The organism is Acidithrix ferrooxidans, from assembly GCF_000949295.1.
In the GTDB taxonomy this organism is placed as follows: domain Bacteria; phylum Actinomycetota; class Acidimicrobiia; order Acidimicrobiales; family Acidimicrobiaceae; genus Acidithrix; species Acidithrix ferrooxidans.
Genome location: NZ_JXYS01000065.1, coordinates 16567 through 40592, shown reverse-complemented (window position 1 = coordinate 40592; position 24026 = coordinate 16567). Strand labels below are relative to the sequence as shown.

Sequence of the window (24026 nt, the reverse complement as noted above, 5' to 3'; positions counted from 1 at the left end):
GATAAGTATGATCTCAAACTTTCTGATCCGATCAAGAGCCTCTAAGAACTTATCCTTATAGTGCCAGTGTTCTTCAAGATGGAGTATTACTTTTCTAGCTGAACGAGTGATATGTCCTGCGATCTGAAAGTAACACCGTCGAAGCTTTGGTGTGGTGATAACAGTTTCTGTAATAGCACCTATTCGTGCAGTTGCACCGTGCCAGGTTGTGCAGTTGCACCGTGCCAGGTTGTGCAGTTGCACCGTGCCAGGTTGTGCAGTTGCACCGTGCCAGGTTGTGCAGTTGCACCGTGCCAGGTTGTGCAGTTGCACCGTGCCAGGTTGTGCAGTTGCACCGTGCCAGGTTGTGCAGTTGCACCGTGCCAGGTTGTGCAGTTGCACCGTGTCAGGTTGTGCAGTTGCACCGTGTCAGGTTGTGCAGTTGTAAACAGCGACTTTTTTTTGACCCACATCAGCGGTTTAAAATTGACCCGCCCAATTGAGTTCAATAGTAGTTGTTGGTGTCAGTAAAAGTGTCTCATTTCTAAGACACCGTGGATCTGAAAATCTCAGTTGAGAAATTCGTTTAGCCGAGCAGTAAGACGCTCTGCATTATCTCTAGTTTGATCGAAGGTGACTATCACTTCTTCATTATCTCGAAGTAACTTGACCATCCAGGATCGCTCCTCTGGTCGACTCCGGGTAGTTGCAGAACCAAAATGTACCTCTGCTCTAATCAGGCCTCTTTTCCTCTGTCTATGAGCTGCCATACGACAAGCTGCTGAGCAGTACCTTTGTGGTCTTCCTATGCAATCTTCCGGAAGTATTTGATCACACCCCTGTCTCTCGCAGATCTTTGAGATAGGTAGTTCCGTAACGTTATGAAATGGGTTCTCCTCTCTGTTCAGTTCTCAGCTGAGATAGTTCCGTAACGTTATGAAATGGTTCTCGGGTTCGCTCTAGTGATCCCAGCTGAGATAATTCTGTAACGTTTAGAAATAGGTATTGGTTCTTCGGTATTTGTAACCCCCGAACCGATTGGAAATCATTTGAGACCGGATCAGGTTCGCTTAGGTATCGCAAGTGTTGACTTCGAGTTTTCATTTTTCCACCTCTTCACCTTTCTTCACGTTGTCACCAGTTTGTGGATTGGTATAGATTCCTTGTTTGATTCGATCCTTGAGCCGTTAGCTGTTGCCCTTGATGTTTATAACGTGGCAGTGATGTAACAGTCTGTCTAAAATTGCGGTACTTAGTACTTGTGAGGTCAACCAGAATTAGTAGACACCTAACAATTCAACATACGATGTTGAATGAAAGAATTTCACTATGGCAATCAATAAGAGGAACTTCACCTTGAAGTTCAAAACAGAGGCAGCCCATAGGGTAATTGATTCTGGTCGTAGCGTAAAAGATGTGGCTATATAGCTTTCGCCTAAAGAGGATTCGCTCAGAAGATGCGTCCGTGATGAAAGAGGAAAATTTATGCCATCTAACCTGGACATTTATGGTCGGGCTGAGAAGATTTGAACTTCCGACCTCTTGACCCCCAGTCAAGCGCGCTAACCAAGCTGCGCCACAGCCCGAACTCATTGAGTTACAACATCTTAGCCCGTAGGAAGGCCAGGACGGCGACGAGAAGACAAAAAACCACCCTTTACACTTTCGGAAAGATTGAAACCTGAACCTCGAAGCGAATCCAGTATTGCAATCACAAAGACGCTAAACACTCCAATTTGCACAAGCACATCCGGCATCAAGACCGGAGAAGCCACCATCAAAATTACTAATCCTAAAATGAGAAAGACCCCTGGCACCACCGACCGCAAAGGAAGTCGCTTCACGGCCAGAAATAAGCGCTTGCCAAAAGCCTCTCCCAATAAGTCGACTCTAGAATTAATGTAGATTCGAAAAGCCAAAACCAAAGAGGTAAATTCTATTAAGAATTGAAATCCATTGACTGCAAGGGTTCCGCGATCTGGGGTCACCAACAATGTACCAATTGTGCCTGCAGCTACCAAAAAGAGCGGATCTCTCCTCTTGATCAAGATCGGAACAAGCAAAATAGGAAGATAACTGCTCCATAGAATCGGTGTCAAGACCAAAGATGCCGCAATCAAGGCGACAAAGAGGATGGAATCGTCCTTAGTCTTGCGATAAATTCCAAGCCCTACAAATATCACTCCACCAGCAACTGCTCCAACCGATAGATCGCGTAAAATATGGCTTGTTACGAGAGTTCCCATCAACCGAGTCAACGACCAACCCTGAAGCGTCTCATGGCCCGAAAGAAGTAACAACATCTTGGCAAATCCAAGAGGTGAGAGGGGCCCAACTACAAAGCCAATACCCAATAGAAGTATCGAGCTAGTCAATGACGAAATCGTCAAAGAATACCGTTTAGTCCAAATGGGAAAAAGCAAAAGAGGAGCCAGATAGAGCTTTGACATTGCGACTCCAGCCAATACAAAGCCACCGACTATCTTGAGCCGATCTCTAAAGTGCCAAACAAAAACCATCCCAAAGATCAGAATTGGAGTCAATGTACCCATCTGGATGGCAATCACGAACGGGCTAGAGATCATTAGGGCTACGGCGACCAAAGGTTTAGCCCCAACTGAAAAACGAATAGTGAGTGCATTTAACAAAATCGAGAGATAAACAAAGATCATTGAGGCTAGATAGTTGGAAAAATAACCCAATGGCTGTAGGAGATATGCGACAAAATAGGGATATACATAGCTAGATCCCGAATAAGTAACCGGCGATCCCACGGGCGGATATGGACTTCGACCCCTCGAAATCTCGCGTGCCGCATGCAGGAAGACAAGAAAATCAGATTGATTGACGCGCCGAACATAATAAAATAGGATGATCGATGTGAGAACGACGCTCAACCAAAAGATAAGTTCCGACCTAATCAAACTGCGATTTAAACTAAAAAATCTTCCCTTTTTCATCGATCCACCGAGACAAATATTCATGAATATAATCTGTCAAACGCCAGCGCTCAGGGCGATTGTCGCCAGGCACTCTAAAGGCCTAGACCACAAAACAGAGGTATCGCGAGCCTTCATCAAGCAGACTACCAACCATGAGGATCAACATAGGAAATTCGCATCCACTCTCGGAACGATCCCTAAAGCGCTAAGTTCGCCAGGTAACACCTTAGCAGAACTTAGCAACAACCAAACGTAGGCGAAACTTCAGTGTATGGAAGATTTAGAGGACCCTTTGTACCCAAAGCGATCAACTGGAGAGGTTGATTGAATCGAATGTTCTATCTCTTCGTTCGAGGTACTACTTAGAATGTGATTTAGGTTTCGTGATATGTCTGAAGATGCAACGCTCTGCTCCTCGGCTGCCGCGGCGATCTGCGAGACCATATCACCAACGCTTGCCACGTCTTCAAATATCTCTAACAAAGCATTATCAGCCCGAGCAGACGACGCCTCGGACTCGGCAACCTTGCTTGTAAATGATTCGATCGACGTTACTGCGGCCGACGTGCCATTTCGGATCATCCTAATCTTTTCGGTAATTTCCGTAGCTGCGATTCTGGATCGTTCCGCCAACTGTCGCACTTCGTCAGCTACAACTGCAAATCCCTTGCCAGCGCTCCCCGCCCGGGCTGCCTCAATCGCGGCATTTAGGGCCAAGAGGTTCGTCTGTTCGGCAATGCTCTTGATGGAAGAGACGATAGAGTCAATCTCTTCAGATTGAGTACCCAGCTCGGAAATTATATGTGCTGTATCTTTAACTCTCAAAGCGACATCCCGCATCGCCGCACTTGCACTCTGTATTAAAACTTTAGATTCAGAGGTAACGCTTGACGCCTTTATCGAAGAATCACTAGCTACTTGAGAACTCCTAGCAATTTCAGCTACAGTAGCGCTCATCTCTTCCAACGCAGCAGCAATAGCTGAGACTTTGTCGTTCATATTTCCGGTACGTTGAAGTTCAAGGGTCCGCTTTTTACGCTCCAGGGCACACTGAGTTGAAATATCAGTCCAACAGGCCATGTAGCATAAAAGCTCACCCTTTTTCTGTGGATGCCATATGGGATAGGTTTTAGTCTGGAAGTAGATATCGTTACCCATTGGGATATCGGCAACGTGCTCTGAGCTTGATCCACTCCCCATCTCGCCCAGTATTCGCCGAACCCGTTCCGGATCCTTATGAAATTGATGAATCGAATTTCCCATCGCGTGTGCTAGATCCGAATGCGGTAACGCCTCGGTGAGCTTGGAATGGTACTTTACCATGGTTGACGAAGCAGCCTTATTCATATAAATGATTGTATTTTCACGGCTTGAGTCACAGAGCATAACAATGTTATCTACCAAGTCCAAGACAGCTTCGAGCCGTCCGACATCTACAGTCTCTTTCGATTTACCAAACATATTTCGATAATCGGCATAGCACATCATCAAGTAAACGAATTTTTAATTATTCAATTAAATAAATATCCGAATTTGAATATGTTTGCCGATAGTATCAAGCAAATTACAACCATATCAGGCAATTAAAATCCACAAACCTACAATTCAGACGATCCATTAATTGCACAATTGCGTTCTAAGATTAACTAACTAAGCCTATTTAGCAGCCGACTTATTAATTCGAGCAGATCGATCCAGGATGTTTCAAGCCTACATCCTCTTTGCAAAGCTTCATAAAATATTCAAAAATGGTAGATTACGCTCTAAAATCAGGCGATCACTTTTGACAAAATAATTACAAACGCTATAACCAAGCTAATGACGCTTATACCTTCTATTGGTCAGCATGCCTAGCCGATCACCACCCAACAAATGGCTATTTTCTACCGACACAAAAATCAGTCGATACCGCAATCGAACTTCATGAGCTAAGCAAAAAATTACTGGAATGGAAAGTCCAGGGTAATTATCAGGCTAAATCAGGCGACCGTGCAATTAGAGGTGATGGGGCAACCAAATAATCAATTGAACCAAGCGATAGACCAAATATATCGCGGTGGCCACCACTAGTAATTTGAAGTGCCATGGAGCTTTCTTCGGCTTCACAATAGGAGTGTCGCAAACCGGACAGTGGCCATTACGCGGAATTCTGTCGTCCTCTTGAAACTTCGCACATGTTTCACACCAAGCCAAAAAACTCACCTACATAAATAATAACTTTGACAGTGATCCTACTTCCTCCGAGATCGGAACTACAAGAAAACCTTGTCAGGATGGTTTGGGCTGAGAGCAAATTCTATACCGGATGAACGCCGTGGTGCTTTGGCACATCTAACCTTGGCTTTCCAATGGCACAGTCAAATCTTCCAATCAACTCACTACGCAGATCACTTGGACTGACTATGTCGTCAATCACCAAATCACTCGCAAGTCTATACAGATCGACGTCAGCGACATATTCGCTTCGCTTTTGTGCAATGAATTGCTCCCGCTCGACTGGGTCTACAATTCCAGCAATATGATTGGCATAGACTGCATTCACCGCAGCTTCAGGGCCCATGACCGCGATCTCTGCGCCCGGCAAAGCAATGGTTGCCTCGGGCGAAAAAGCGGGTCCGGCCATGGCATAGAGTCCAGCCCCGTAGGCCTTTCTTACAATGACGGTCACCTTCGGGACCTGAGCCTCTGATACCGCTGCGATCATCTTCGCGCCATGGCGAATAATGCCTTGTCTCTCGACTGCTGTACCAATCATAAACCCTGGCACATCAGCTAAAAATAAAAGAGGGATGTTGAAGGCGTCACACATCCAGATAAATCTTGCCGCCTTATCGGCGGAATCCACAAAGAGAACTCCACCACGGCTGGCGGGATTATTTGCAACAATCCCAATGCACTTGCCATCGAGTCGAGCCAAGCCTACGATCAATTCAGGCGCAAAAAGAGGCTTTACCTCAAAAAAGCTACCTTCATCGACCAATCGCTCGATCACATCCAGCATCTCATACCCAGCCGTGGATAGCTCCGGGAAGAAGTCATTCTCGAGCTCCAGCGTCGGGGGCTCACTCAAATAGGTTGGAGGAGTATCTCTAAAGTTGGTCGGAAAATAAGAAAGGTATTCTCTAGCAGCGGCAATCGCTGATTCGTCGGAATCAAACAGATTATCGCCACAGCCCGAGACACTTGCATGCATGCGAGCGCCACCCATCTCTTCTAATGTAGTCTTTTCTCCAATCACCATTTCAGCCATCCTTGGTGAACCGAGGTACATCGAAGCGTTGGCTTCCACCATAAAGACAACGTCACAAAAAGCAGGTATGTATGCACCTCCGGCCGCACTCGGGCCAAAAAGACAGCAGACCTGGGGTACCTTCCCACTAAGTTGCACCTGATTATAAAAGATCCGTCCAGCTCCACGTCGACCCGGGAAAAGCTCAACCTGATCAGTGATACGCGCACCAGCAGAATCGACCAGATAAACGATCGGTAGTTCCAAACGGAGCGCAGTCTCGGTAATTCGAATTATCTTCTCAACGGTACGTGCACCCCAAGATCCAGCTTTCACTGTAGAGTCATTCGCCATCACGCAAACTCTGCGCCCATCGATCTCACCTAGGCCGGTTACGACACCATCGGCAGGCAAAGAGTTGGATGAAACATTGGCAAAGAGGCCATCCTCGACAAAACTGCCCTGATCAAAAAGGAGCGCTATACGGTCGCGCACGTAAAGGCGTCCGCTAGATTCGAGCTTGGCTTTGGATCGCTCGCTATTTCCGGTTCTAATCTCCGAGCGAACTTTATCCATATCAAGTGGTCTACTTGTCAAATCTTCCCCTTAGGTGAAAGCTCCATATGAAGTTATCAATGTAGCAGCCAACAAAGTTACAAAGCAATTGAAAACATTAATAGATCAAGTTAATCAGTCGGAACGACGACGAACCCTCATCTTTATAGGAGTTGGGCCGAGGCCAAATCTCTCTCGCAACTTACGCTCGAGATAGCGCATATAACCAGCATCTATCGGTCTCGACGAAAAGAGAGTAAAGGTAGGTGGGTCAGTCGCACCCTGGACAGCATAGAGGATCTTTGTTCCCTTAGGCGGATGTACAGTCTGAAACTCAGAGATAGCCACATTCAATTCACGAGTTGGAATTCGTCGACGATAGGCAACGATCGCATTTTGGACTGCAGGAAGAATTCGATGGACTCCCAAACCAGTTTTGGCACTAATCCTAATAAAAGGAGCATAGGTGAGGAATGCCAGCTTCTCTTCGGCCTCCTCGCCACGGATCAGCTTGTCTTCAGAGGAGAGGTCTTCCCACTTATTCAAAACGACCACCACGGGACTACCTGCAGCATCTACACGCTCAGCGAGTCTTTGATCTTGATGGGTAACACCTTCTTGGCCGTCAACCACCAAAATCGCTACGTCGGCTGAGTCTATAGCCTTTAGCGCACGCACCATAGAGTAATACTCGGTTCCACTTGCCTCTTTTGCTCGCCTACGCATTCCTGCAGTATCTAAGAACCGAAGTACTCCAATGTCGGTTTCGATGACCGTATCCACTGTGTCGGTGGTAGTACCTGGCATATCGTGGACTACGGCTCGATCATCACCAACCATCCGATTGAACAAAGTCGATTTACCCACATTTGGCCGTCCCACAATTGCCACCGAGAAGATTCCGTCATCGACATCGGTTTCGCTATTCTCGCCATCATCAAGATCGATAGAGCCCTCAGGCGCATTCTCAGTAAGTCGATCTATGAGCACGTCAAGAAGGTCTCCCGTCATTACACCATGCAACGCAGATACTGGAATTAGATCGTCAAAGCCAAGCGCTGCAAATTCCCAAGAATTAAAGCGACGAGACTCAGACTCTGCCTTGTTAGCTACGACTATGACTGGCTTAGAGATACGACGAAGCAGTTCCGCGACATCAGCATCCTCGCTAGTTATGCCCACTGCAGCGTCCACCACAAAGAGCGCTATGTCGCAATCGGCCATAGCCGAGCGCGCCTGCTCTGAGATCTTTACCTCTAGGGCGTCGCCGGCTTCAAGCCATCCGCCTGTATCGATCAACTCGAAACTATGGCCCCGCCAAGCCGCAACATAAGATTTGCGATCTCTTGTAACGCCTGATCGTTCCTCAACGATGGCATCCTGTCTACCCACTATACGATTTACAAGCGTCGATTTACCGACGTTTGGCCGTCCCACGACTGCCACTTTAAACATTAACGCTCCTTGAAACTTCTCGCCTTGGAATTTATAACTTCCAATTAATAAAGCTCGATAACTATCGAGCTAAAAACTCACCCTTTGGTACACCTTTGTGCCCATAGATCTCCTCCAATACACCCCGAAGAGCAATGCCATCGGTCGCCACAACGCGAATAGGTGCGTCTATCTCATCCACGGAGGTGCCATCTAAAAAGATATCCTCAGAGAGAGCCACATCTGGAAGGAGATACAAATCATGCTTTGACGCTTTTGAAATGGTTCGTTTGATGTCTTCTCCGACCATCAAACCCGCAACACCGATATTGCCTCCGAAAAAGTCGTTGCGTACCTCTAAGAATTCAACATTAGGAAATCTAGGCGAGACTACCTCTGGGAGGGTTGCCATACCATAAGTCGAAGTCAAAATCGCGATTCGACGGTCACTCCTTTTGCGCGGAACTCCCACCGAGACTCCGATCTGATCGGTGATCCTCTGTGCACGATAGCCACTCTTTGGGGCACCTTCTACCCAAGAGAAAAAGCCCGACTTCACAGAAAATGCTGCGTCACTATTTCCGTTGAAGGCTGCCTCAAATGCTCTAGCGATACCAATTCCATTCTCGTGTTGTGAAAAATCGTCATAATCTTCATACTTAGGAAGTGGCACCTGGGCGAGAATGTAATATTCATCAGAGGCGTAAACCATCCTTCGTCCAAGTAGTTCCAAAAAAACTTTCTGCATCGAATCGATAGCTTCAACCACCGAGAGCGCCTCTTGCTGGGTATGTGGGCGCATCCGCCCCTCGTTAGAAAAGCGTGACACGCCTAAGGGCACAACAGCTACATTCACCAATTTCGGGAAACGATCCAAAATCGATATAAGAGTCTCGTGCAAAAAAGCACCATCATTCACACCTGGGCAGATCACAAGCTGACCGTGAACCTCTATACCCGCCTCTAAAAGTGCCTCTAGCCAACGCAAAGAGGTGGCACCACGGCGGTTTCGCAAAAGCTCAGTCCGTAGCTTTGGATGCGTTGAATGGATCGAGACAAAGAGCGGTGAAAGCTTCTCAGTAATTACCCGTTCTAAATCAGCTTCTGTAAAACGGGTTAGCGTTGTAAAGTTTCCATAAAGGAACGAAAGTCGATAGTCATCGTCCTTCATATAGAGCGTCTTTCGCATTCCCTTTGGCAACTGATAGATAAAGCAGAACTCGCAATGGTTGTCACAGGTCCGAACCTGATCAAATATCGCGGAGGATACCTCAATTCCCAATGGATCTCCGGCAAGCTTTTCTATCTCAAAATCGAACTCAATACCACCTCGATCGATCAAAAGAGCTACATCTGGCTCTTCTACTAGCATCTGATAGGCTATGACGTCGGTTGGAACCTGACCATTAATCGACACAAGCTCATCGCCAGGTATAACACCTGCCAATGCCGCCGGGGAATTCTTCGCTACTGAGAGCACTATTGGATTCGACAATTCGAGACACCTATTGCCTTGGGCTAGAATTTAGCGTATGGCCGTTGAAAAAGTTTTACTAGCAAAGCCTAGAGGTTTTTGCGCAGGAGTCGAGATGGCAATCAAAGCCCTCTCTTGGATGGTGCGCGTCTTCGACCCTCCAGTCTACTGCTACCACGAGATAGTACACAACAAAATTGTTGTAGATCGTTTCTTAGAACAAGGAGTTATCTTCGTAGATGACCCTAGCGATGTTCCAAATGGCGCACCAATAATGTTAAGCGCACATGGAAGTGCGCCTTCAATCGTTGAGTCTTCACGTTCGATCGCCAGCATCTCGATAAACGCAGTCTGCCCACTTGTAACAAAGGTACATCACGAAGTAAAAACGCGAGCAAACAAGGGGTTTGAGATAATCTATATCGGCCATCACGGCCACGATGAGGCACTTGGGACCAAGGCGGTAGCGCCTGAAAATGTGAAACTCATTGAAACCATCGCGGAACTCGAGGATTTGACGATCGAATCGGAGTCAGTCGCGCTCATCGCCCAAACAACGCTAGCTCTGGACGAATGGAGAGAGATGGCTGATCGCGCCAGCGAGCTTTACCCGAGTCTTTGGATGCCTGGCAAAAGTGATCTCTGTTTTGCAACCACAAATCGCCAAAGTGCCATTAGACATCTTGCGCCGCTAGCACAAACAACAATTATTATCGGTTCGCAGAATTCCTCGAACACCATCGCACTTGAAAAGGTTGCCAAAAAGGTTACCGACGCTAGGGTGTTACGGGTCAATTCTGCAAGCGAGCTTCCAGATGATATTCATGGTGTCGTTGCGATTACAGCAGGCGCTTCAGCCCCAGAGGACCTTATCCAAAAGGTAATCGAACGACTAGCCCCAATTCAAGGAGTCGAAGAAGTTGCCGTGGTGGACGAAGATGAATATTTCCCGCCTCCACGAGAACTAAGAGAATTTCTACGAAGTCTCACATTGGTTAGCGCCTTTGTCTTCGGGGCTCCCAAGCCCGCTTACTTCCCCTTAGATAACGATTCATCAATCTCCGCGTCGTCTGTAATAAATTAATCGCTATCACCAAATTCACCCCAACTAACGGAAGCTACACTGTTTCGCCTTTTACCGCCTTAAAAAGGCGAAACAGTGAACCGATACCAGTAACTCATGATCGGAGCAATTCAATTTCTAAGATAAAGTCTCATCATTTCGAAGATCGAGTCTCATCGAGCCGAACAAATAAATGATTTCCGTGGTCAATAAGTAGCCAATGAGCCACATCGGATTAGACAGTTGATGCATAATTTACATATGCATGAAAAGACTACGACCAGTTCACTCAATAATACTTTCAGCGCCATGGATTCATCCAACAAAGACCAATGGATGGCGATAGGCCACGAAACCTCCAAAAATCAACCAAGGGTCGCTCAATCGATATTGACGATGTTAAATTCGCTAAAAGATATCGTCGATGGATTTTCTGTCGACCAACTTACCCACTCCCTGCAAACTGCAACGCGCGCTGAAGAGGATAAAGCAGAACCTCAAATGATTGTCGCTGCGCTCTGTCATGATATTGGTAAAGCAATTTCTGTGGCTAACCATGCTCAAATTGCGGCTGAAATCCTTCGTCCTTACGTAGACGAGGACGTATACAACGTAATTAGAACCCACCAAGAGTTCCAAGGCTGACACTATTTCGAATATTTCGGAGGCAATCCAGATGCTCGTGAAGGCTACCGCGACGAAGCATGGTTTTCAACTGGTGAAACTTTCGCGGATAAATGGGATCAAAATTCATTTGATCCTACCTACCCCACTCAACCTCTAAGCCACTTTGAGCCGCTAATTAGGCAAACCTTCGCAAAGCCAAAAAGGTCATTTGGTTAATACGAAGAAAACGTGATCCTTAAACTTCTTCCTTGAATCAACTAATGGTACCAAAGGCTATAGGATTCTAAAATAATAAAGATTAAAACCACGGTTGTCTCTAGGCGACCTAGTGGCTTTGTTGGATATTTTCAAATCAGCACGCTCTCAACCAACGGTTCAAGGAGGAAGTAGTGATTTCGATGCTCAAGGGCGAACGCAATCAAACGATAGCCCGAATCGTCTTTGCTTGGTGGGTTATCTTTTCACAGACGAACTACATGAGTCATTCGAACTCAGCCTATGAAATCTTTATATTACTCTCAAGCGTCACCGCAGGAGCTGCCCTGCTATTGTTATCCGGGGTAAGAGGTGAGCTCGATCTAGATCTTTATAACTTCATCCTACTCGCATCAACCTTTATCATGATTTCGAGCTACGTGATCTACACCTTGGTCCTACTTGGATTAGTCGTCCTACGCGACATCTCCATTCCGGGCGGTATCCTAGATATCTTTCACGTAATCGTCCTAGTCGGCGCAGGTATTGCTATCTCTGGTAAAAGATTTAGAGAAGATGGCACCTATTGGCGAACAATTGCACTTATAGGCAATCGTAGCCAATAACGATCGCCTTGTCGATTACCTAAAGATAAAGGCGATGAACACACCAAAAGATGCCAGCCATAGTAGCATTTAGAGCTTCGAATATGTCCAGACTCCCTAATCCTTGCTAGCTACTCCAGACTAAAATAGTCCCCCAAATACAGTCCTATCAAAGAACAGCATCCTTTGGAAGCCACGAGATAGTTCCTCATCGTTTGATCAAAGCTCTCGCCTCATTTACCGTTTGGATTACTAAAACAACCACAACCGTAAAACAACCACAACCGCTCTAGGCGCGTCAGATTATCGGGTAGCCCAAAAGAAAAACCAATTGATGGGTCACTTTGAATTACAAATTTCAGCTATTACTCAATGAACTACCTCGCAATGGGAGTAAAATTTAGTCAAAATTCAATTGCTAAAGCTTTCCCGACTGCTGCCCAAGGGCCTCTAGCGCCATATCATATTGCGCTTGAAGATCATTCCTAAGTCTGTCTGTCAAGACACGAATACGAGATCGAGCTATGCGCTTTTGATCAGGGTCGCCCTCGACTCCATCTAAAATTGCTGGCCCAATAGACATGATGCACTTCACGGGACGAGGAAACTTGGCACCCTTAGACATTGCACCCTCACTGCCTGCAATTCCAATTGGGATAACTGGAACTCGGGCCTTAAGTGCAATATAGGCTGCTCCATCGAGCAGGTCGGTAACGATTGGCCCGTGGCGTCTAGTTCCTTCGGGAAATAAAACTAGCGACTGTCCAGCTTGTAATATCCGAATACTAGCCTCAACGGCATTGCGATCAGGAGTACCGCGACTGACTGGAATCCCTCCCATACTTCCCATCACCTTTGCTAGAAAAGGATACTTCCACAGTTCCTCCTTGCCCATATAGCGAAGACGCCTTCGCGTCAATGATGCCATCAAAATTGTGTCGAGATAGCTACGATGCGTTGGCGCTATTATGTAGGGTGGTTCTGGGAGTGGAAGATCACCTTTGATCTCTAATCGAAAGTAAAGACGATTGACGACATTCAAAATTGAGGTCGCTGTTGCATACAGACCGCTATCAACTGCACTCGTATGAAGTCGAACTTCAAAGTCGCCAACCTTCATCAAATCATCCAAAAGACAACCTCCCTAGATATGGGCAAATTTCCCAAACCTAGCAACACTCTAGCGCATGACCAGCACGTCATGGATGCGCACGAAGCTTATAAACAAAATCCGACAAGGGGCCGTTATCTAAACGAAACGGTTCCCATAGAGTGTGACCAATTCATCCAAAAGATCATCGATAGTTCGATTAGATGTATCGATCTCAATTGCATCGTCTCCAATAGCTAGGGGACTATGAACTCTCTTCGAATCGCGCAAATCGCGCTTGGAAAGCTGTTCAGAGGTTACCTCTCGTCGCCTCGCGAGGCGGACCTCCGGGTTAGCCACTAGAAACACCTTGAATTTAGCCTTTGGAAGCACTTTGGTCCCAATATCTCGACCCTCTAGAACGGCCCCTCCATGACTTTGAGCGTAATCTGTCTGCCATCTACTCAAAAACTCCCGAACGCAAGGATGTACTGCTATCTGGCTTGCGGCCTCGGCTACTTCAGGGGTGCGAATGGCTCCAGAGACATCGGACCCATTTAGAAACATCCTGCCATCGACGTAAGAAAGTACCACCGATTTAGCGAGTTCACAGACGGCGGCCCCATCATCTAAGTCCAGCCCATTTTGAATCGCCAAAAGGCCAATTGAGCGATAAGTTGCACCAGTATCCAAAAATGCGAGACCCACCTTTTGGGCGATCAATCGAGCTAAAGTGGACTTACCTGTACCCGCCATTCCATCAATCGCTATCGATCTTTCATGCCAGTCCTCAACATTTTCCACAATACGAAACTATTCGCTCATGAGGAAAATACCTCTGATTTTTGATGGAAACAGGCGACCTTGACGGACCTAAGGTAAAACCACACAATCCCTTTGGACAGATAGAGCCAAGATGATGCCAATCTTCAAAAACAAACTATTCAGAAAGAACTCAGAAAACTCGATCGATTCCTGAAGAATTCGGGCTAAGAATATTGGTGTGGCAAAATCAAAATTTCCAAAAGACAGAGGCCTTACCGCAAGAATGGGATTGACTGTATTCCTTCTCGGGTTGGTTTACGTAATTTTTATCGCAGTGCTTTTAATGCTCAAGCTCTCACTCTCGCTTATAGCAGTCGTTGCCTTCGGGATTCTCTTCGTGCAGTACTTCTTTTCCGACAAGATTGCTTTAGCATCTATGAAAGGAAAGATAGTAACCAGGGAAGAAGAGCCTCAGTTGCACGCGTTAGTGGATCGCCTATGCGCGTTGGCCAATATGCCAAAGCCTAAAGTTGCAGTCGCTCGAAATGATATGCCAAATGCATTCGCCACCGGTCGCAACCCATCAAATTCAGTGGTGTGCGCAACTACTGGCCTCATGAGGAGATTAAACGAGCAGGAACTAGAGGCCGTGCTTGCTCATGAACTCTCGCATGTAGCCCACCGCGACGTCGCAGTCATGACCATTGCATCATTTTTGGGCATGGTAGCTGGTTTTCTTACTCGAATCGAACTCTGGACCGGTGGAGGTATAGGCGGAGGTGGCAACAGAAGGGGTAACGGAAACAATAACCAGGGAAATGCTGGAATGTTGATTCTGGTTGTCTCGGTAGTCGTCTATGCCGTTAGCTTTCTAATCACTCGGGCACTTTCTAGATACCGCGAACTCTCTGCAGATCGATCAGGAGCGATCCTGATCGGGCGCCCCTCAAATCTCAAGTCAGCACTGATCAAGATCACAGGAGAGATGGGCCGAATTCCAACTCGAGACCTAAGACGCGCCTCTGCCTTCAACTCCTTTTATTTCGCTCCAGCGATTAGCCCTAATAGCATGAGCGGACTTTTCTCAACGCATCCGAGTCTAGAAAAGAGAATCGCTCAGTTGGACAAACTCGAACGCGATCTGATGCAATAGTTTTTCATTTTATAACTGCGTGGCAAGCAACTTTTGGAGCAAGGTTACATTGTCACCTTGCAAAACGCCGTCACCTCCAAATAGGTTAAAGCTGGCGTGATTTTTGGGATCAAAGGCTTCAAAGAGCCACTTGAACTTCGAACGCCATAATTTTTGATAATCGAGATTATGGCAAATCAGATTGGATAAACGCTAGCTCGAATTAGGTGAAAAGTCATCCGATCCTTGAAAATCTTTCCAAGTAGAGCCACAAAGTAGGCCCCAGATCGATGAAATAGGGATCGAAGAAATAGCGGGTTTACTTGGACCCATAGACAACCACAAACCAGCCGCACATCCGACTGCTTTGACACCTAGGGGGACCATGGGAAGATGCATCTCTAATCAGTTGGGAAAAACTATCCCATTTTGGCCACTCTTCATTAGAGAATGACATTTGCCCGAATGAAGATAAGGAATAGAATATCGATATAGCATCGGCTCTTTAGAAAGGCACCGGTTTGGGAAAACTTCGCGACATCATACTTGGGCGCACTGCTCCAGCTCAGGCTAACTTAGATAATCTTTTTGCACTTCCTGCGGCAGGGATTACGCTTGAAATTTCAGCTAATTTGATATCCACCAACAAAGCTTCGGTCTGTTTCAAACCAGCATCTGGAAGCGCATTCGCCAACACCACTTTGGACTTTAAAGCGATCCTTGAGATGGAAGATGACGGTCAGAAACCTCCGGTTGAGACAATCGATTCTATGGGCTATAAATGGGTAACGATTGAAGCCGACAACCTTGAAACTCTAACGACCGCAATCCATGCGGTCAATTCCACCTTAGAGTCAAACAACTTTGGGCCACAGCTGCTCTGTTCCGTCTTTGCCTTTACCGATCGCGATAGCGCACAGCGGGTTTATCTCATCTATCTATATAAACGCGGGACCTTCTACCCATTTGCACCACTTAGAGGCGAGCGACGAGACAATGAGCGCGAGCTTTCTCTTCAAGCGATAATCAAAGACGATATCGTCCTAGAAGCCGACCTTGAGAGGTGGTTTCCGATCTGGGACTTACCTCTGTGAGCTAATAGCACCGTTGTAGTTTAATGAGAGAACTAGTTTCAAATCCCCATCTCTTAGAGGTTAAGGTCACAAAACTACAGAGATCATCGATCTTGTCGCCTCGGCGCAATCTAATATGTGATTTCTTTTATTTGTATCCATAGTTGGAGATGGAACCCACGCAGTATCGCATAAAAAATTTAAAAAGGATACTCCGCTAAAGGCCAAATGGAGCCAATCGCTAAAACTTGTCAAAAGAGCAACGTAATGTCGCCTATCGCACTTCGATCTCAAAGCCACAAGATCTAAAGACCGAAACAAAGGTAGGGAAAGAGGTCTCAACCGATTCAAAACCCTCAATGTAAGTCTCCCCTTGAGTTAGGGCACCTAAAATAGCGCCAGACATCGCTATCCGATGGTCATAGTGACTTACAACGATACGTGGCTCTTGAACGAATCCATTGCTTTCTAAGACGCCTTTGGATGGATCATGGCCAATGCCATCGACATAAAACCCTCCATCTAACTCACCAGTATCTACCCCAAAAGAGGCGAGCATGTCGCAGGTGGTGGCTATTCGATCGCTCTCTTTATGTCGCAACTCCCCAACACCTAAAAACTCAGTTCTCCCGCGCGCCATGGCCGCAGCTACACCAAGAATGGGAACCTCATCGATAAGGTCGGGGGTGCCATCTGGCCCAACTACTACTCCACTCAATTCACTAGGATAAGATTTAATATCACCCAAACCATTGCCCTTATCGCTAAGGTCAATCCGCCCACCCATAGAGATCAGAGTCTTTAAAAATCCATCGCGTTGCGGTCCCAAATATACGTCCGTAACCTCTATTGAGCATTGACCTATCAGTCCCAATACAACAAAAAAGGCAGCCGAAGAGGGATCACCTGGAACCTTGATGTCGATTGGGCGCAATTTAGATGGCTCAATCGAGATTTTATTTGCAGTTGGGGTCCTGGTCACTTCTAGATTTGCGCCAAATTGGCTGAGCATCTCTTCAGTATGGGCCCGTGTTGGAACCGTCTCTACCAAAGTGGTAGTCCCCGAAGAGTTCAATCCTGCAAATAAGATGGCAGACTTTACCTGAGCCGAAGCCACTGGCATCTCATAGTCAATACCGTGCAACTTAGTGCCAACTATTCCAAGAGGTGCAAGGGTTGAATAACCTCTACCAATAATCTTCGCCCCCATCTTTGTCAAAGGGTCGATCACGCGACCCATGGGACGCTTTCCAATCGAAGAATCACCCTTCAAAAAGAATGTATTACCCTCACTGCCCGCAAGAACTCCAGATATTAGGCGGATCAGTGTACCCGAATTGCCAACATCTAAGAAGTCATTGGGCTCAGATATATCAAAGCCAACCCCCCTAAGGATAATTCTGGAACCTTCTTGAGAGATATGAACGCCTAGGGTTTCGACAATATCCTTAGTTGCGAGGACATCGAGAGCACTAGATAGGCCATCTACTGAGTACGTCTCGCTCGCCAAGAGAGAGAGTAAAAGACTTCTATGTGAGATCGATTTGTCTCCAGGAACCGACACCGAGGCCTCGTTGCCAATCCCACCTCGTACAACAGCCTTCATAGGGACATCTCCTGACAAAAATTTATAAGTTATAAAAATCGATAGTGGCTCAATCTGGCCAAAAAACTAGCAAAACAGCACGTCAAATCCACGACCATATGGCTAATGGCAAAGCAAAAGTTATCTTCAATCGTTTCCAGAAGGAGGAAAGTAGACTACGAAGTAGCGACCCCGGATTCACCCTAGCTAGAAATTAAAGCCCAAAGGCTCATGATCTCTAGGCTGGAAGATCGTCGCGCAACCCTTTCGCGCCCCAAAGGTAGACATGTCGGAGCTCGTCTCGAGCCTTCGTAGTTTCAATATGGGCCATGACCCGAATGCAAAGGGGTGTTCCGCCATCAATCGAAAGTTCCTGAGCACACATTAGTGGCACGTCGCCATAGCCAAGCTCTCGCGCTGCAGCCGCTGGAAATGCGCCGTGTACGTCGGGAGTTCCAGTAAAGAGTATCGAAATCAACTGGTCCTTATCAACCTCATTGCGCAAAAACATCTCTCCCAATAACTCTTTGGTACGAGTGATGATCTCCTCACGGCTATCTCTATCTATTGTTGTTGCTCCACGAAGTGCTCTGACTGACATTCGAAAAATTTTAGTCACTTTCCAACGCAGCCGCCCACAGAGACCGAAGTTCAATCTCCTCCAATTTGCGAAAATCGCCCGGAATGAGTTTGGAGTCCGACAACGGACCAATGCGGGTGCGGATCAATCTCTCGACATCGTACCCCAAGACGGCTAGCATTCGCCTTATCTGTCTGTTTCGGCCCTCACGAATGGCAATACGGAGCGCACCATTTCCTAGATCATTCACTTGAGCTGGAAGGGTAATACCATCCTCCAATTCGACGCCTTTTCTTAGGCTCACCACATGTTCGCGACGAACCGAACGATCCAATACCACAAGGTATTCCTTTTCGATCTTGTATCTTGGATGTGTCAAGCGGTTGGTAAATTCCCCGTCGTTGGTCAGTATCAATAGCCCTTCGGAATCGGAATCCAAACGGCCAACGGGATAGACAGGCGGAGTCGAGGGCACCAAATCGATCACCACCGGTCGCTCATGAGTATCACGCACCGTGGAAACCACGCCCCTTGGCTTGTGAATCAAATAGTAAACTCTCGACGAATTCACCATAATTGGGACGCCATCAATCATTACAGTATCGCAATCAAGGTCAGCGCGATCTCCCAGACAGGCTACTTCACCATTGACCATGACGCGGCCCGCTACAATCAGTTCTTCGGCGTGACGGCGCGACCCAAGTCCAGCCTGGGAAATCACCTTCTGAAGACGTATGCGGCTACTAGAGTCGTCGATATTGTCCTTTGTAATCCCTAGATCTTTTAGTCCATCCCAAAAGTCTGACAAGTTACGCCTCCTCTCTCAAGGTAACTTCGAAGGCCTCAGCTATCTCAATTGGTGGGGTAAAGTCCGCCAGATGAGGAAGATCGCCCAAAGAGCCCAGACCAATTTTTTCTAAAAACAAGGTTGTCGTTCCAAATAGCACTGCCGATCCCGGACCAGAATCTCTTCCCACGCTAGCTATATAGCCCTTCACCCCCAATAGTCTCATGACTGCATCTGAGTTAACCCCTCGAATTGTGGATACGGCTCCTCGTGAAATGGGTTGCTGATATGCGACTATTGCCAAAGTTTCCAAAGCTGCACCCGAAAGTTTAGACTCATTGACGTCATCAGAGAAGTTCTTCAAATATTCGTTCAAAGTAGGCTTAGTATAAAGACGAAATCCTCCAGCTACCTCAACTAATTCCACGCCGGAAACGCTATCATCATACTTTTGCGTTAGTGTATCGATCGCATCGCGGATCTGGCTGGGGTCATAACGGCTAGCTCGACAGAGCTGATCGACGGTAACTGGTTCAGTTGCCACGAACAATATAGCCTCTACAATCGCGCATAATTCAAATTCCGACAATGTCTATACCTTCGAGGTTCCAGCAAATCTGGAGTGCTATTTAATCGTGAGTTCAACCAGCCAACTTCAAATTCATCATTTTTACATTTGCATGGTCCCGAGAACTCGGGTAATGGTACCACTTATCCTAGTTTGCACCCATCACATCAGACCACTTTGACCCAGAGAACCGCATGGCTAAACCAGTAGTCGAGCCGAAAGCAAAATTGGAGAACTGCTTCCCTCCTGCGATATCTCAATTTTGCCCAATTTGAAGAGCTCCAAAAGCCCAAGAAACATCACTACAATTTCAATTCGATGAGAAGAAAACTCAATCAATTCATCGAAAGGTACCTCTTTTTTGAGGGTCAATCGAGCCAAGATCTTATCTCTAGCTTGGGCTACTGAAACCTTGGGAAGCGGCGTTACATGGATCGGACCAAGACTCTCCTTGGGTTGTCTTGAAACCACTTCTCGATAGACGAGAGCTAGCTTGTCTGGAGAAACCTTACCCAAGGGATCGGCGACCAAGTGAGAGAGCTCGATCCCAAATCCAGCATCTCGAGATCGCCTTCTTCCCCCAACCTCCAAAAGCGACGCAATCACTAAAGAAACATCTCGATAGGTCTTGCATTCAAGCAGACGCGCCAGAAGAAGGTCACGCTCTTCAAAGAAAGCAATCTCTTCTTCATCATCTAAAGCGGTAAGGTTCGGGAATAACCGCCTACATTTAATCTCCAACAAAGTAGCAGCTACCAATAAAAACTCCGTGGCTACTTCAAGGTCTATCGCCTTGCGCCTCTCGATCTCCACAAGGTAGTCGCTCACCAACTTAGAGATAGACAATTGATAGACATCTAGGTCCTGCCCTTGGATCAAAGAGAGCAATAGACCAATGGGTCCCTCATAAATATCCATCTTGACTTCAAAGGACATTTAAACCAACTTCACCCACATCGACCACATCGACCAAAAATTTTGAACAAATCACCAAATGTTTAGACCTCAACGTCACCATTAACACTACCAGGCACCTCTGAAGGCTCCATTAACTGTAGGCAAGATAGTCCAAGCCCAGATCCTACCAAAGACCGATGTTCCCATAAAACCTCCCAATCGTCACGTACAGTCCCAACACATCCGAACAAACTGTGTTCGCTAAAAGAGACACGAAAAACCGAGTCAGCCCAGATAACCATCAAGAGCTATTCTCCATCCCAAGGTAAGATCACTTGTAGCATCTACCTCCCCCATCAAGAGGGCGCTAACTCTTTGTCCATGGATCTGAAAGTTTGAAATCGATAGGGATAAAATGATAACGAAGGCGACCTTTTTCAAGTCCAGCAATAATGGGTAGCCTCCAAAATTAGCCGCTACAGGTAGATCTCATTTCTAATTCGGATAGATATCAAGATGAAAATCAAACACAGACCGAGCTTTGATGTGGCATTATTTTGACAAGTCAATATCTCAAGGAAGACAATGAAAATAGTAAGTCCCATGTCTGGAACGCTAATTACCTTCAGCGTTGCAGTTGGATCATCAATCTCCAAAGGAGACGATGTAGCCATCATCGAATCGATGAAGATGGAGATACCTGTCTCAGCAGAGACTGACGGTGTTGTGGCAAAATTATCCCTAGCCCCGGGTGACTTCGTTGAAGAAGGCCAAACAATAATAGAGCTCGCCTAACTGCGCCCAATTTGACCATTGCGACCTAGTCGCTCAGATAATCGTTCGCTTTCTTCACCAAATTTCGCTAACTCATGGCTGCTACCGTCAAATCGAGGTAGCAGATCACCCAAGTTGACCCTAGGGCTAAATAATTAACAAGTCAGTCACAATAAAAGATGCCTTTGCGTCTATAACGTCATAAGTTATAGATAAAGCTCGCCACCGTTGAAGCTGGTTAATTGCCACCTTTACCTAAATTGTATTAGATCGGCTTGGGCGCTGTAGCTTCGCCAAGCTACCACGTATGTTCTGTTTATTTAGCCGCAACTACGCCAAATCAAGCCAAAAAGCTAAGGAGACAATAATGACAGCTTCGAATCTTTATCTGATCCGCCATGCAAAAGCAGGAGAACGCTTGCACGATTCAAAGGATGATCAAGATCGGAGTCTCTCTGCCAAAGGGAAGTTGCAGGCTGAGATGATCGCTCAACATCTTGGAAATCGACCAATAAATTTTCTGTGGGCATCTCCCTATGCCCGTGCTATCGAGACACTGACGCCTTTGTCCACCGTGTCCCAAAAAAAGATCATGATTGATCGTCGAATCGGAGAAGATGCCTCGATCAAAGAGTTGGATACCTTTATCGAAGAGGTGATCCATCTCGAAGGAGAACACGCGATCTGCAGCCATGGAAACATTATTCCCTTAATCCTACGACTGTTAGAACGCTATAGCCCGGACTCGATCAGATGCGCAAAGGGCTCAATCTACCGCGTCGACTTATCTAAGCTTGAGGTCGAATATCTCGAATTCAAGGTCGTATAGCCTAAAGAACCCCTCGCCAATTAGCCCAAGCACTCTAGTCATAGAACTGATCTAAAATCATCGATAGCGCGCATCAACAAGGTCCGTCACGCCTAAGAGACGAGACAATTGCCATACCGTAAAAAACTCATCACAAAGGAACTTGGAGAGGGTTGATCACCACTAATAATTATTCTTTGTTAGAATCAAGGGTGTTTAAACGGTACGACGAGACTAGTGCGGGGTAGCAATGACGTTCGTAGATAAATATCTGCTGAGCCATTGGGGGTTCGATCCGATATTTTTCATACTCACGGGAATACCTGTGGTCTTGTATGTGATCGGATACCGAAGACTCGAGGCCACAATTGCTCGGGGTTCAAAACGATCGCCCAAACGGCGGCGACTCAATGCGTTGATCTTCGGAAGTGGAATTGCCATCCTGGTTCTGGCTGTAATGTCACCTGTTGACTATTGGTCCGATACTTACTTCTGGGTCCACATGTTCCAGCATGTCATGTTGATGGTCTATGCACCAGCGCTAATAGTGATATCGGCTCCATGGTTAGTTATCTACAGAGGACTCCCTGTCAAATGGCGTCGATCCCTAGGTCGAACATTTCTTGTGAGCGAACAAACCTCAATTTTAAGGTCCATTGGAAACTTCTTCATGAACCCAGTTTTCGGATTCTTGTTTTTCAACGTCGACATGTACTTTTGGCACTTTCCAGCCGTACTTGACCTGGCGGAACGAAACCAGGTGGTCCACAACTTTATGCACTTTTTCTTTGTGGTCTCAGGAATGCTTCTTTGGATCCATTTAGTAGATTCCCATCCAATTCGACCTCGCATCTACCCCGAGATCAAGCGGATTGTCCCGATATTCTTCACAACGGTCCTCTCTTGGATCCTGGCCATGATAATGGGCTTCGCATCAGTTCCCTTCTACAGTGTCTACCTACATATACCAGGAAAGACCCTTTCGGGAATGGCCGATCAAGAACTTGGCTCTGCAGTTCTATGGGTCCTGTGCATGGAGCCATTTACCTACGCTGCGATCTACAACATTCGAAAGTGGATGTCTAGAGAGGCAGACTTTGACTACGAACTAGAAAAACTTACGACAAAGTCATCAAACAACAAGGTCAAGAAGAGGATACCCGGCCTCTCATAGAGTGTCATTATCGAAACTTGTTCTACGTCTAACAGCCAACTCGTGGCCGTTTTACCCAGAGGGGACTCCCCACTACTAGATAGCATGGGGTGCAAGGTTGAAACGAGAAAATGCTCAACCATATCGACTTTACCCATAGATAAGCATAAAGTTTGCAAAAAGTCAGACGTAGCAATCAATTTCGACCATCATCATTGAAGACCCATTTATGTTCGCTATAAATGCTCGATGCTTCGTTGAAGTGCATATTTTGCGCAGTTCCAAAGAATGTTAGTCCAACAAAGAATTAGACGGTTCAAAGATTTTGGCGGGATGGACCGAAGATTAAAGAAAGGTCAGGTCGACCCATCAACTCATATCTTGGCTACATCTCTTTCAGTTACGATTCTTAAATCTATCCAAAACGTCAAATCTTCTGGGAAAACTGCATCTAGTCAATCCGCGCCTTCGCGAACTGGAAAAGCTCGACCCAGAGGCGCTGTTTATGCGCTGGCTTGTATATATTTCGCCTTAGTCTTTGCGAACATCAACTCCCCATCGAATCCACCCAAGTGACACTCTTGAATCCTAAAGTGCCCACCAACCACATTTATCCGAGCAATGCTTTTTATGTTCTTATGTTCAATCTATTACCAAATCCATAAATCTCACCAGCCATAAATCTCACCAGAAAATCGCCCCTGCGACAAA

At 46.5% G+C, this 24026-nt stretch carries 22 protein-coding genes, 1 tRNA gene and 1 pseudogene; 8 read left to right on the top strand and 16 right to left on the bottom strand.

Annotated features, from left to right (window positions below):
• The 8 genes and pseudogenes from AXFE_RS19350 to AXFE_RS09765 all read right to left on the bottom strand — a co-directional run.
• Nucleotides 1-381, bottom strand: a 381-nt coding sequence (locus AXFE_RS19350; RefSeq protein WP_152626011.1) for a hypothetical protein, incomplete at its 3' end; no start/stop codon positions are given.
• A gap of 785 nt (nucleotides 382-1166) precedes the next feature.
• A pseudogene (locus AXFE_RS20775) lies at nucleotides 1167-1250 on the bottom strand (ATP-binding protein); the annotation flags it as partial.
• A 237-nt stretch (nucleotides 1251-1487) separates the two neighbouring features.
• Nucleotides 1488-1565 (bottom strand) — tRNA-Pro (locus AXFE_RS09795).
• Between the two features lie 21 nt (nucleotides 1566-1586).
• Nucleotides 1587-2939, bottom strand: a complete 1353-nt coding sequence (locus tag AXFE_RS09790) for a glycosyltransferase 87 family protein (RefSeq protein WP_160291809.1) — start codon at nucleotides 2937-2939, stop codon at nucleotides 1587-1589.
• Between the two features lie 246 nt (nucleotides 2940-3185).
• On the bottom strand, nucleotides 3186-4382 hold the full coding sequence (locus tag AXFE_RS09780; RefSeq protein WP_160291808.1) for a methyl-accepting chemotaxis protein: 1197 nt from the start codon (nucleotides 4380-4382) through the stop codon (nucleotides 3186-3188).
• Between the two features lie 835 nt (nucleotides 4383-5217).
• Complete coding sequence (locus AXFE_RS09775) at nucleotides 5218-6726, bottom strand: acyl-CoA carboxylase subunit beta (RefSeq protein ID WP_052605681.1); 1509 nt, start codon at nucleotides 6724-6726, stop codon at nucleotides 5218-5220.
• Between the two features lie 114 nt (nucleotides 6727-6840).
• Nucleotides 6841-8160, bottom strand: coding sequence for a ribosome biogenesis GTPase Der (der, locus tag AXFE_RS09770; protein ID WP_052605680.1), 1320 nt, complete (start codon nucleotides 8158-8160; stop codon nucleotides 6841-6843).
• 61 nt (nucleotides 8161-8221) lie between these two features.
• A complete protein-coding gene (locus AXFE_RS09765; protein WP_052605679.1) occupies nucleotides 8222-9634 on the bottom strand; it encodes a DUF512 domain-containing protein in 1413 nt (470 codons plus the stop codon).
• A 37-nt stretch (nucleotides 9635-9671) separates the two neighbouring features.
• Here AXFE_RS09765 and ispH point away from each other — a divergent pair, with 37 nt between their 5' ends.
• The 3 genes from ispH to AXFE_RS09750 all read left to right on the top strand — a co-directional run bounded on the left by ispH (nucleotide 9672) and on the right by AXFE_RS09750 (nucleotide 12124).
• Nucleotides 9672-10697, top strand: coding sequence for a 4-hydroxy-3-methylbut-2-enyl diphosphate reductase (gene ispH / locus AXFE_RS09760; protein WP_052605678.1), 1026 nt, complete (start codon nucleotides 9672-9674; stop codon nucleotides 10695-10697).
• Between the two features lie 225 nt (nucleotides 10698-10922).
• Nucleotides 10923-11321 carry an HD domain-containing protein gene (locus AXFE_RS09755; protein WP_082058644.1) on the top strand — a complete coding sequence of 133 codons (399 nt, stop codon included), beginning with the start codon at nucleotides 10923-10925 and terminating at the stop codon, nucleotides 11319-11321.
• A 371-nt stretch (nucleotides 11322-11692) separates the two neighbouring features.
• Nucleotides 11693-12124 carry a hypothetical protein gene (locus AXFE_RS09750; protein WP_052605676.1) on the top strand — a complete coding sequence of 144 codons (432 nt, stop codon included), beginning with the start codon at nucleotides 11693-11695 and terminating at the stop codon, nucleotides 12122-12124.
• 397 nt (nucleotides 12125-12521) lie between these two features.
• Here AXFE_RS09750 and AXFE_RS09745 read toward each other — a convergent pair whose 3' ends face one another.
• Together AXFE_RS09745 and cmk are read right to left on the bottom strand one after the other, a co-directional pair.
• A complete protein-coding gene (locus AXFE_RS09745) occupies nucleotides 12522-13235 on the bottom strand; it encodes a lysophospholipid acyltransferase family protein (protein ID WP_152626008.1) in 714 nt (237 codons plus the stop codon).
• A gap of 117 nt (nucleotides 13236-13352) precedes the next feature.
• The gene (gene cmk, locus AXFE_RS09740) at nucleotides 13353-13997 is read right to left on the bottom strand and encodes a (d)CMP kinase (RefSeq protein WP_052605674.1); all 645 of its coding nucleotides are present in this window, start codon (nucleotides 13995-13997) and stop codon (nucleotides 13353-13355) included.
• Nucleotides 13998-14196: 199 nt separating this feature from the next.
• Here cmk and htpX point away from each other — a divergent pair, with 199 nt between their 5' ends.
• Nucleotides 14197-15111, top strand: coding sequence for a zinc metalloprotease HtpX (htpX, locus tag AXFE_RS09735; protein WP_052605673.1), 915 nt, complete (start codon nucleotides 14197-14199; stop codon nucleotides 15109-15111).
• A 500-nt stretch (nucleotides 15112-15611) separates the two neighbouring features.
• Nucleotides 15612-16184, top strand: coding sequence for a PspA-associated protein PspAB (gene pspAB / locus AXFE_RS09730; protein WP_052605672.1), 573 nt, complete (start codon nucleotides 15612-15614; stop codon nucleotides 16182-16184).
• A 253-nt stretch (nucleotides 16185-16437) separates the two neighbouring features.
• Here pspAB and aroA read toward each other — a convergent pair whose 3' ends face one another.
• From aroA to AXFE_RS19985, 6 genes are all read right to left on the bottom strand, one after another.
• Entirely contained in the window at nucleotides 16438-17769 is a 1332-nt protein-coding gene (aroA, locus tag AXFE_RS09725; RefSeq protein WP_052605671.1) for a 3-phosphoshikimate 1-carboxyvinyltransferase, read from the bottom strand.
• 217 nt (nucleotides 17770-17986) lie between these two features.
• A complete protein-coding gene (aroH, locus tag AXFE_RS09720) occupies nucleotides 17987-18367 on the bottom strand; it encodes a chorismate mutase (RefSeq protein WP_235347737.1) in 381 nt (126 codons plus the stop codon).
• Entirely contained in the window at nucleotides 18360-19136 is a 777-nt protein-coding gene (locus tag AXFE_RS09715) for a pseudouridine synthase (protein WP_200891252.1), read from the bottom strand. Before AXFE_RS09715 ends, aroH begins: the two co-directional genes overlap by 8 nt.
• A 1-nt stretch (nucleotide 19137) precedes the next feature.
• Complete coding sequence (gene scpB, locus AXFE_RS09710; protein WP_052605669.1) at nucleotides 19138-19704, bottom strand: SMC-Scp complex subunit ScpB; 567 nt, start codon at nucleotides 19702-19704, stop codon at nucleotides 19138-19140.
• 177 nt (nucleotides 19705-19881) lie between these two features.
• Nucleotides 19882-20619 (bottom strand): segregation and condensation protein A, encoded by a 738-nt coding sequence (locus tag AXFE_RS09705; protein WP_052605668.1) that lies wholly within the window; start codon nucleotides 20617-20619, stop codon nucleotides 19882-19884.
• A 246-nt stretch (nucleotides 20620-20865) separates the two neighbouring features.
• The gene (locus AXFE_RS19985) at nucleotides 20866-21030 is read right to left on the bottom strand and encodes a hypothetical protein (RefSeq protein WP_160291807.1); all 165 of its coding nucleotides are present in this window, start codon (nucleotides 21028-21030) and stop codon (nucleotides 20866-20868) included.
• Between the two features lie 135 nt (nucleotides 21031-21165).
• On the opposite strand from AXFE_RS19985, the gene AXFE_RS09700 reads away from it, so the two are divergent.
• From AXFE_RS09700 to AXFE_RS09690, 3 genes are all read left to right on the top strand, one after another.
• Nucleotides 21166-21375: an acetyl-CoA carboxylase biotin carboxyl carrier protein subunit gene (locus AXFE_RS09700; RefSeq protein ID WP_052605667.1), complete on the top strand. Its 210-nt coding sequence runs from the start codon at nucleotides 21166-21168 to the stop codon at nucleotides 21373-21375.
• 346 nt (nucleotides 21376-21721) lie between these two features.
• Nucleotides 21722-22183 (top strand): SixA phosphatase family protein, encoded by a 462-nt coding sequence (locus AXFE_RS09695; protein ID WP_052605666.1) that lies wholly within the window; start codon nucleotides 21722-21724, stop codon nucleotides 22181-22183.
• Nucleotides 22184-22412: 229 nt separating this feature from the next.
• Nucleotides 22413-23336 (top strand): cytochrome c oxidase assembly protein, encoded by a 924-nt coding sequence (locus AXFE_RS09690; protein ID WP_082058642.1) that lies wholly within the window; start codon nucleotides 22413-22415, stop codon nucleotides 23334-23336.
• Nucleotides 23337-24026: the final 690 nt, after the last annotated feature.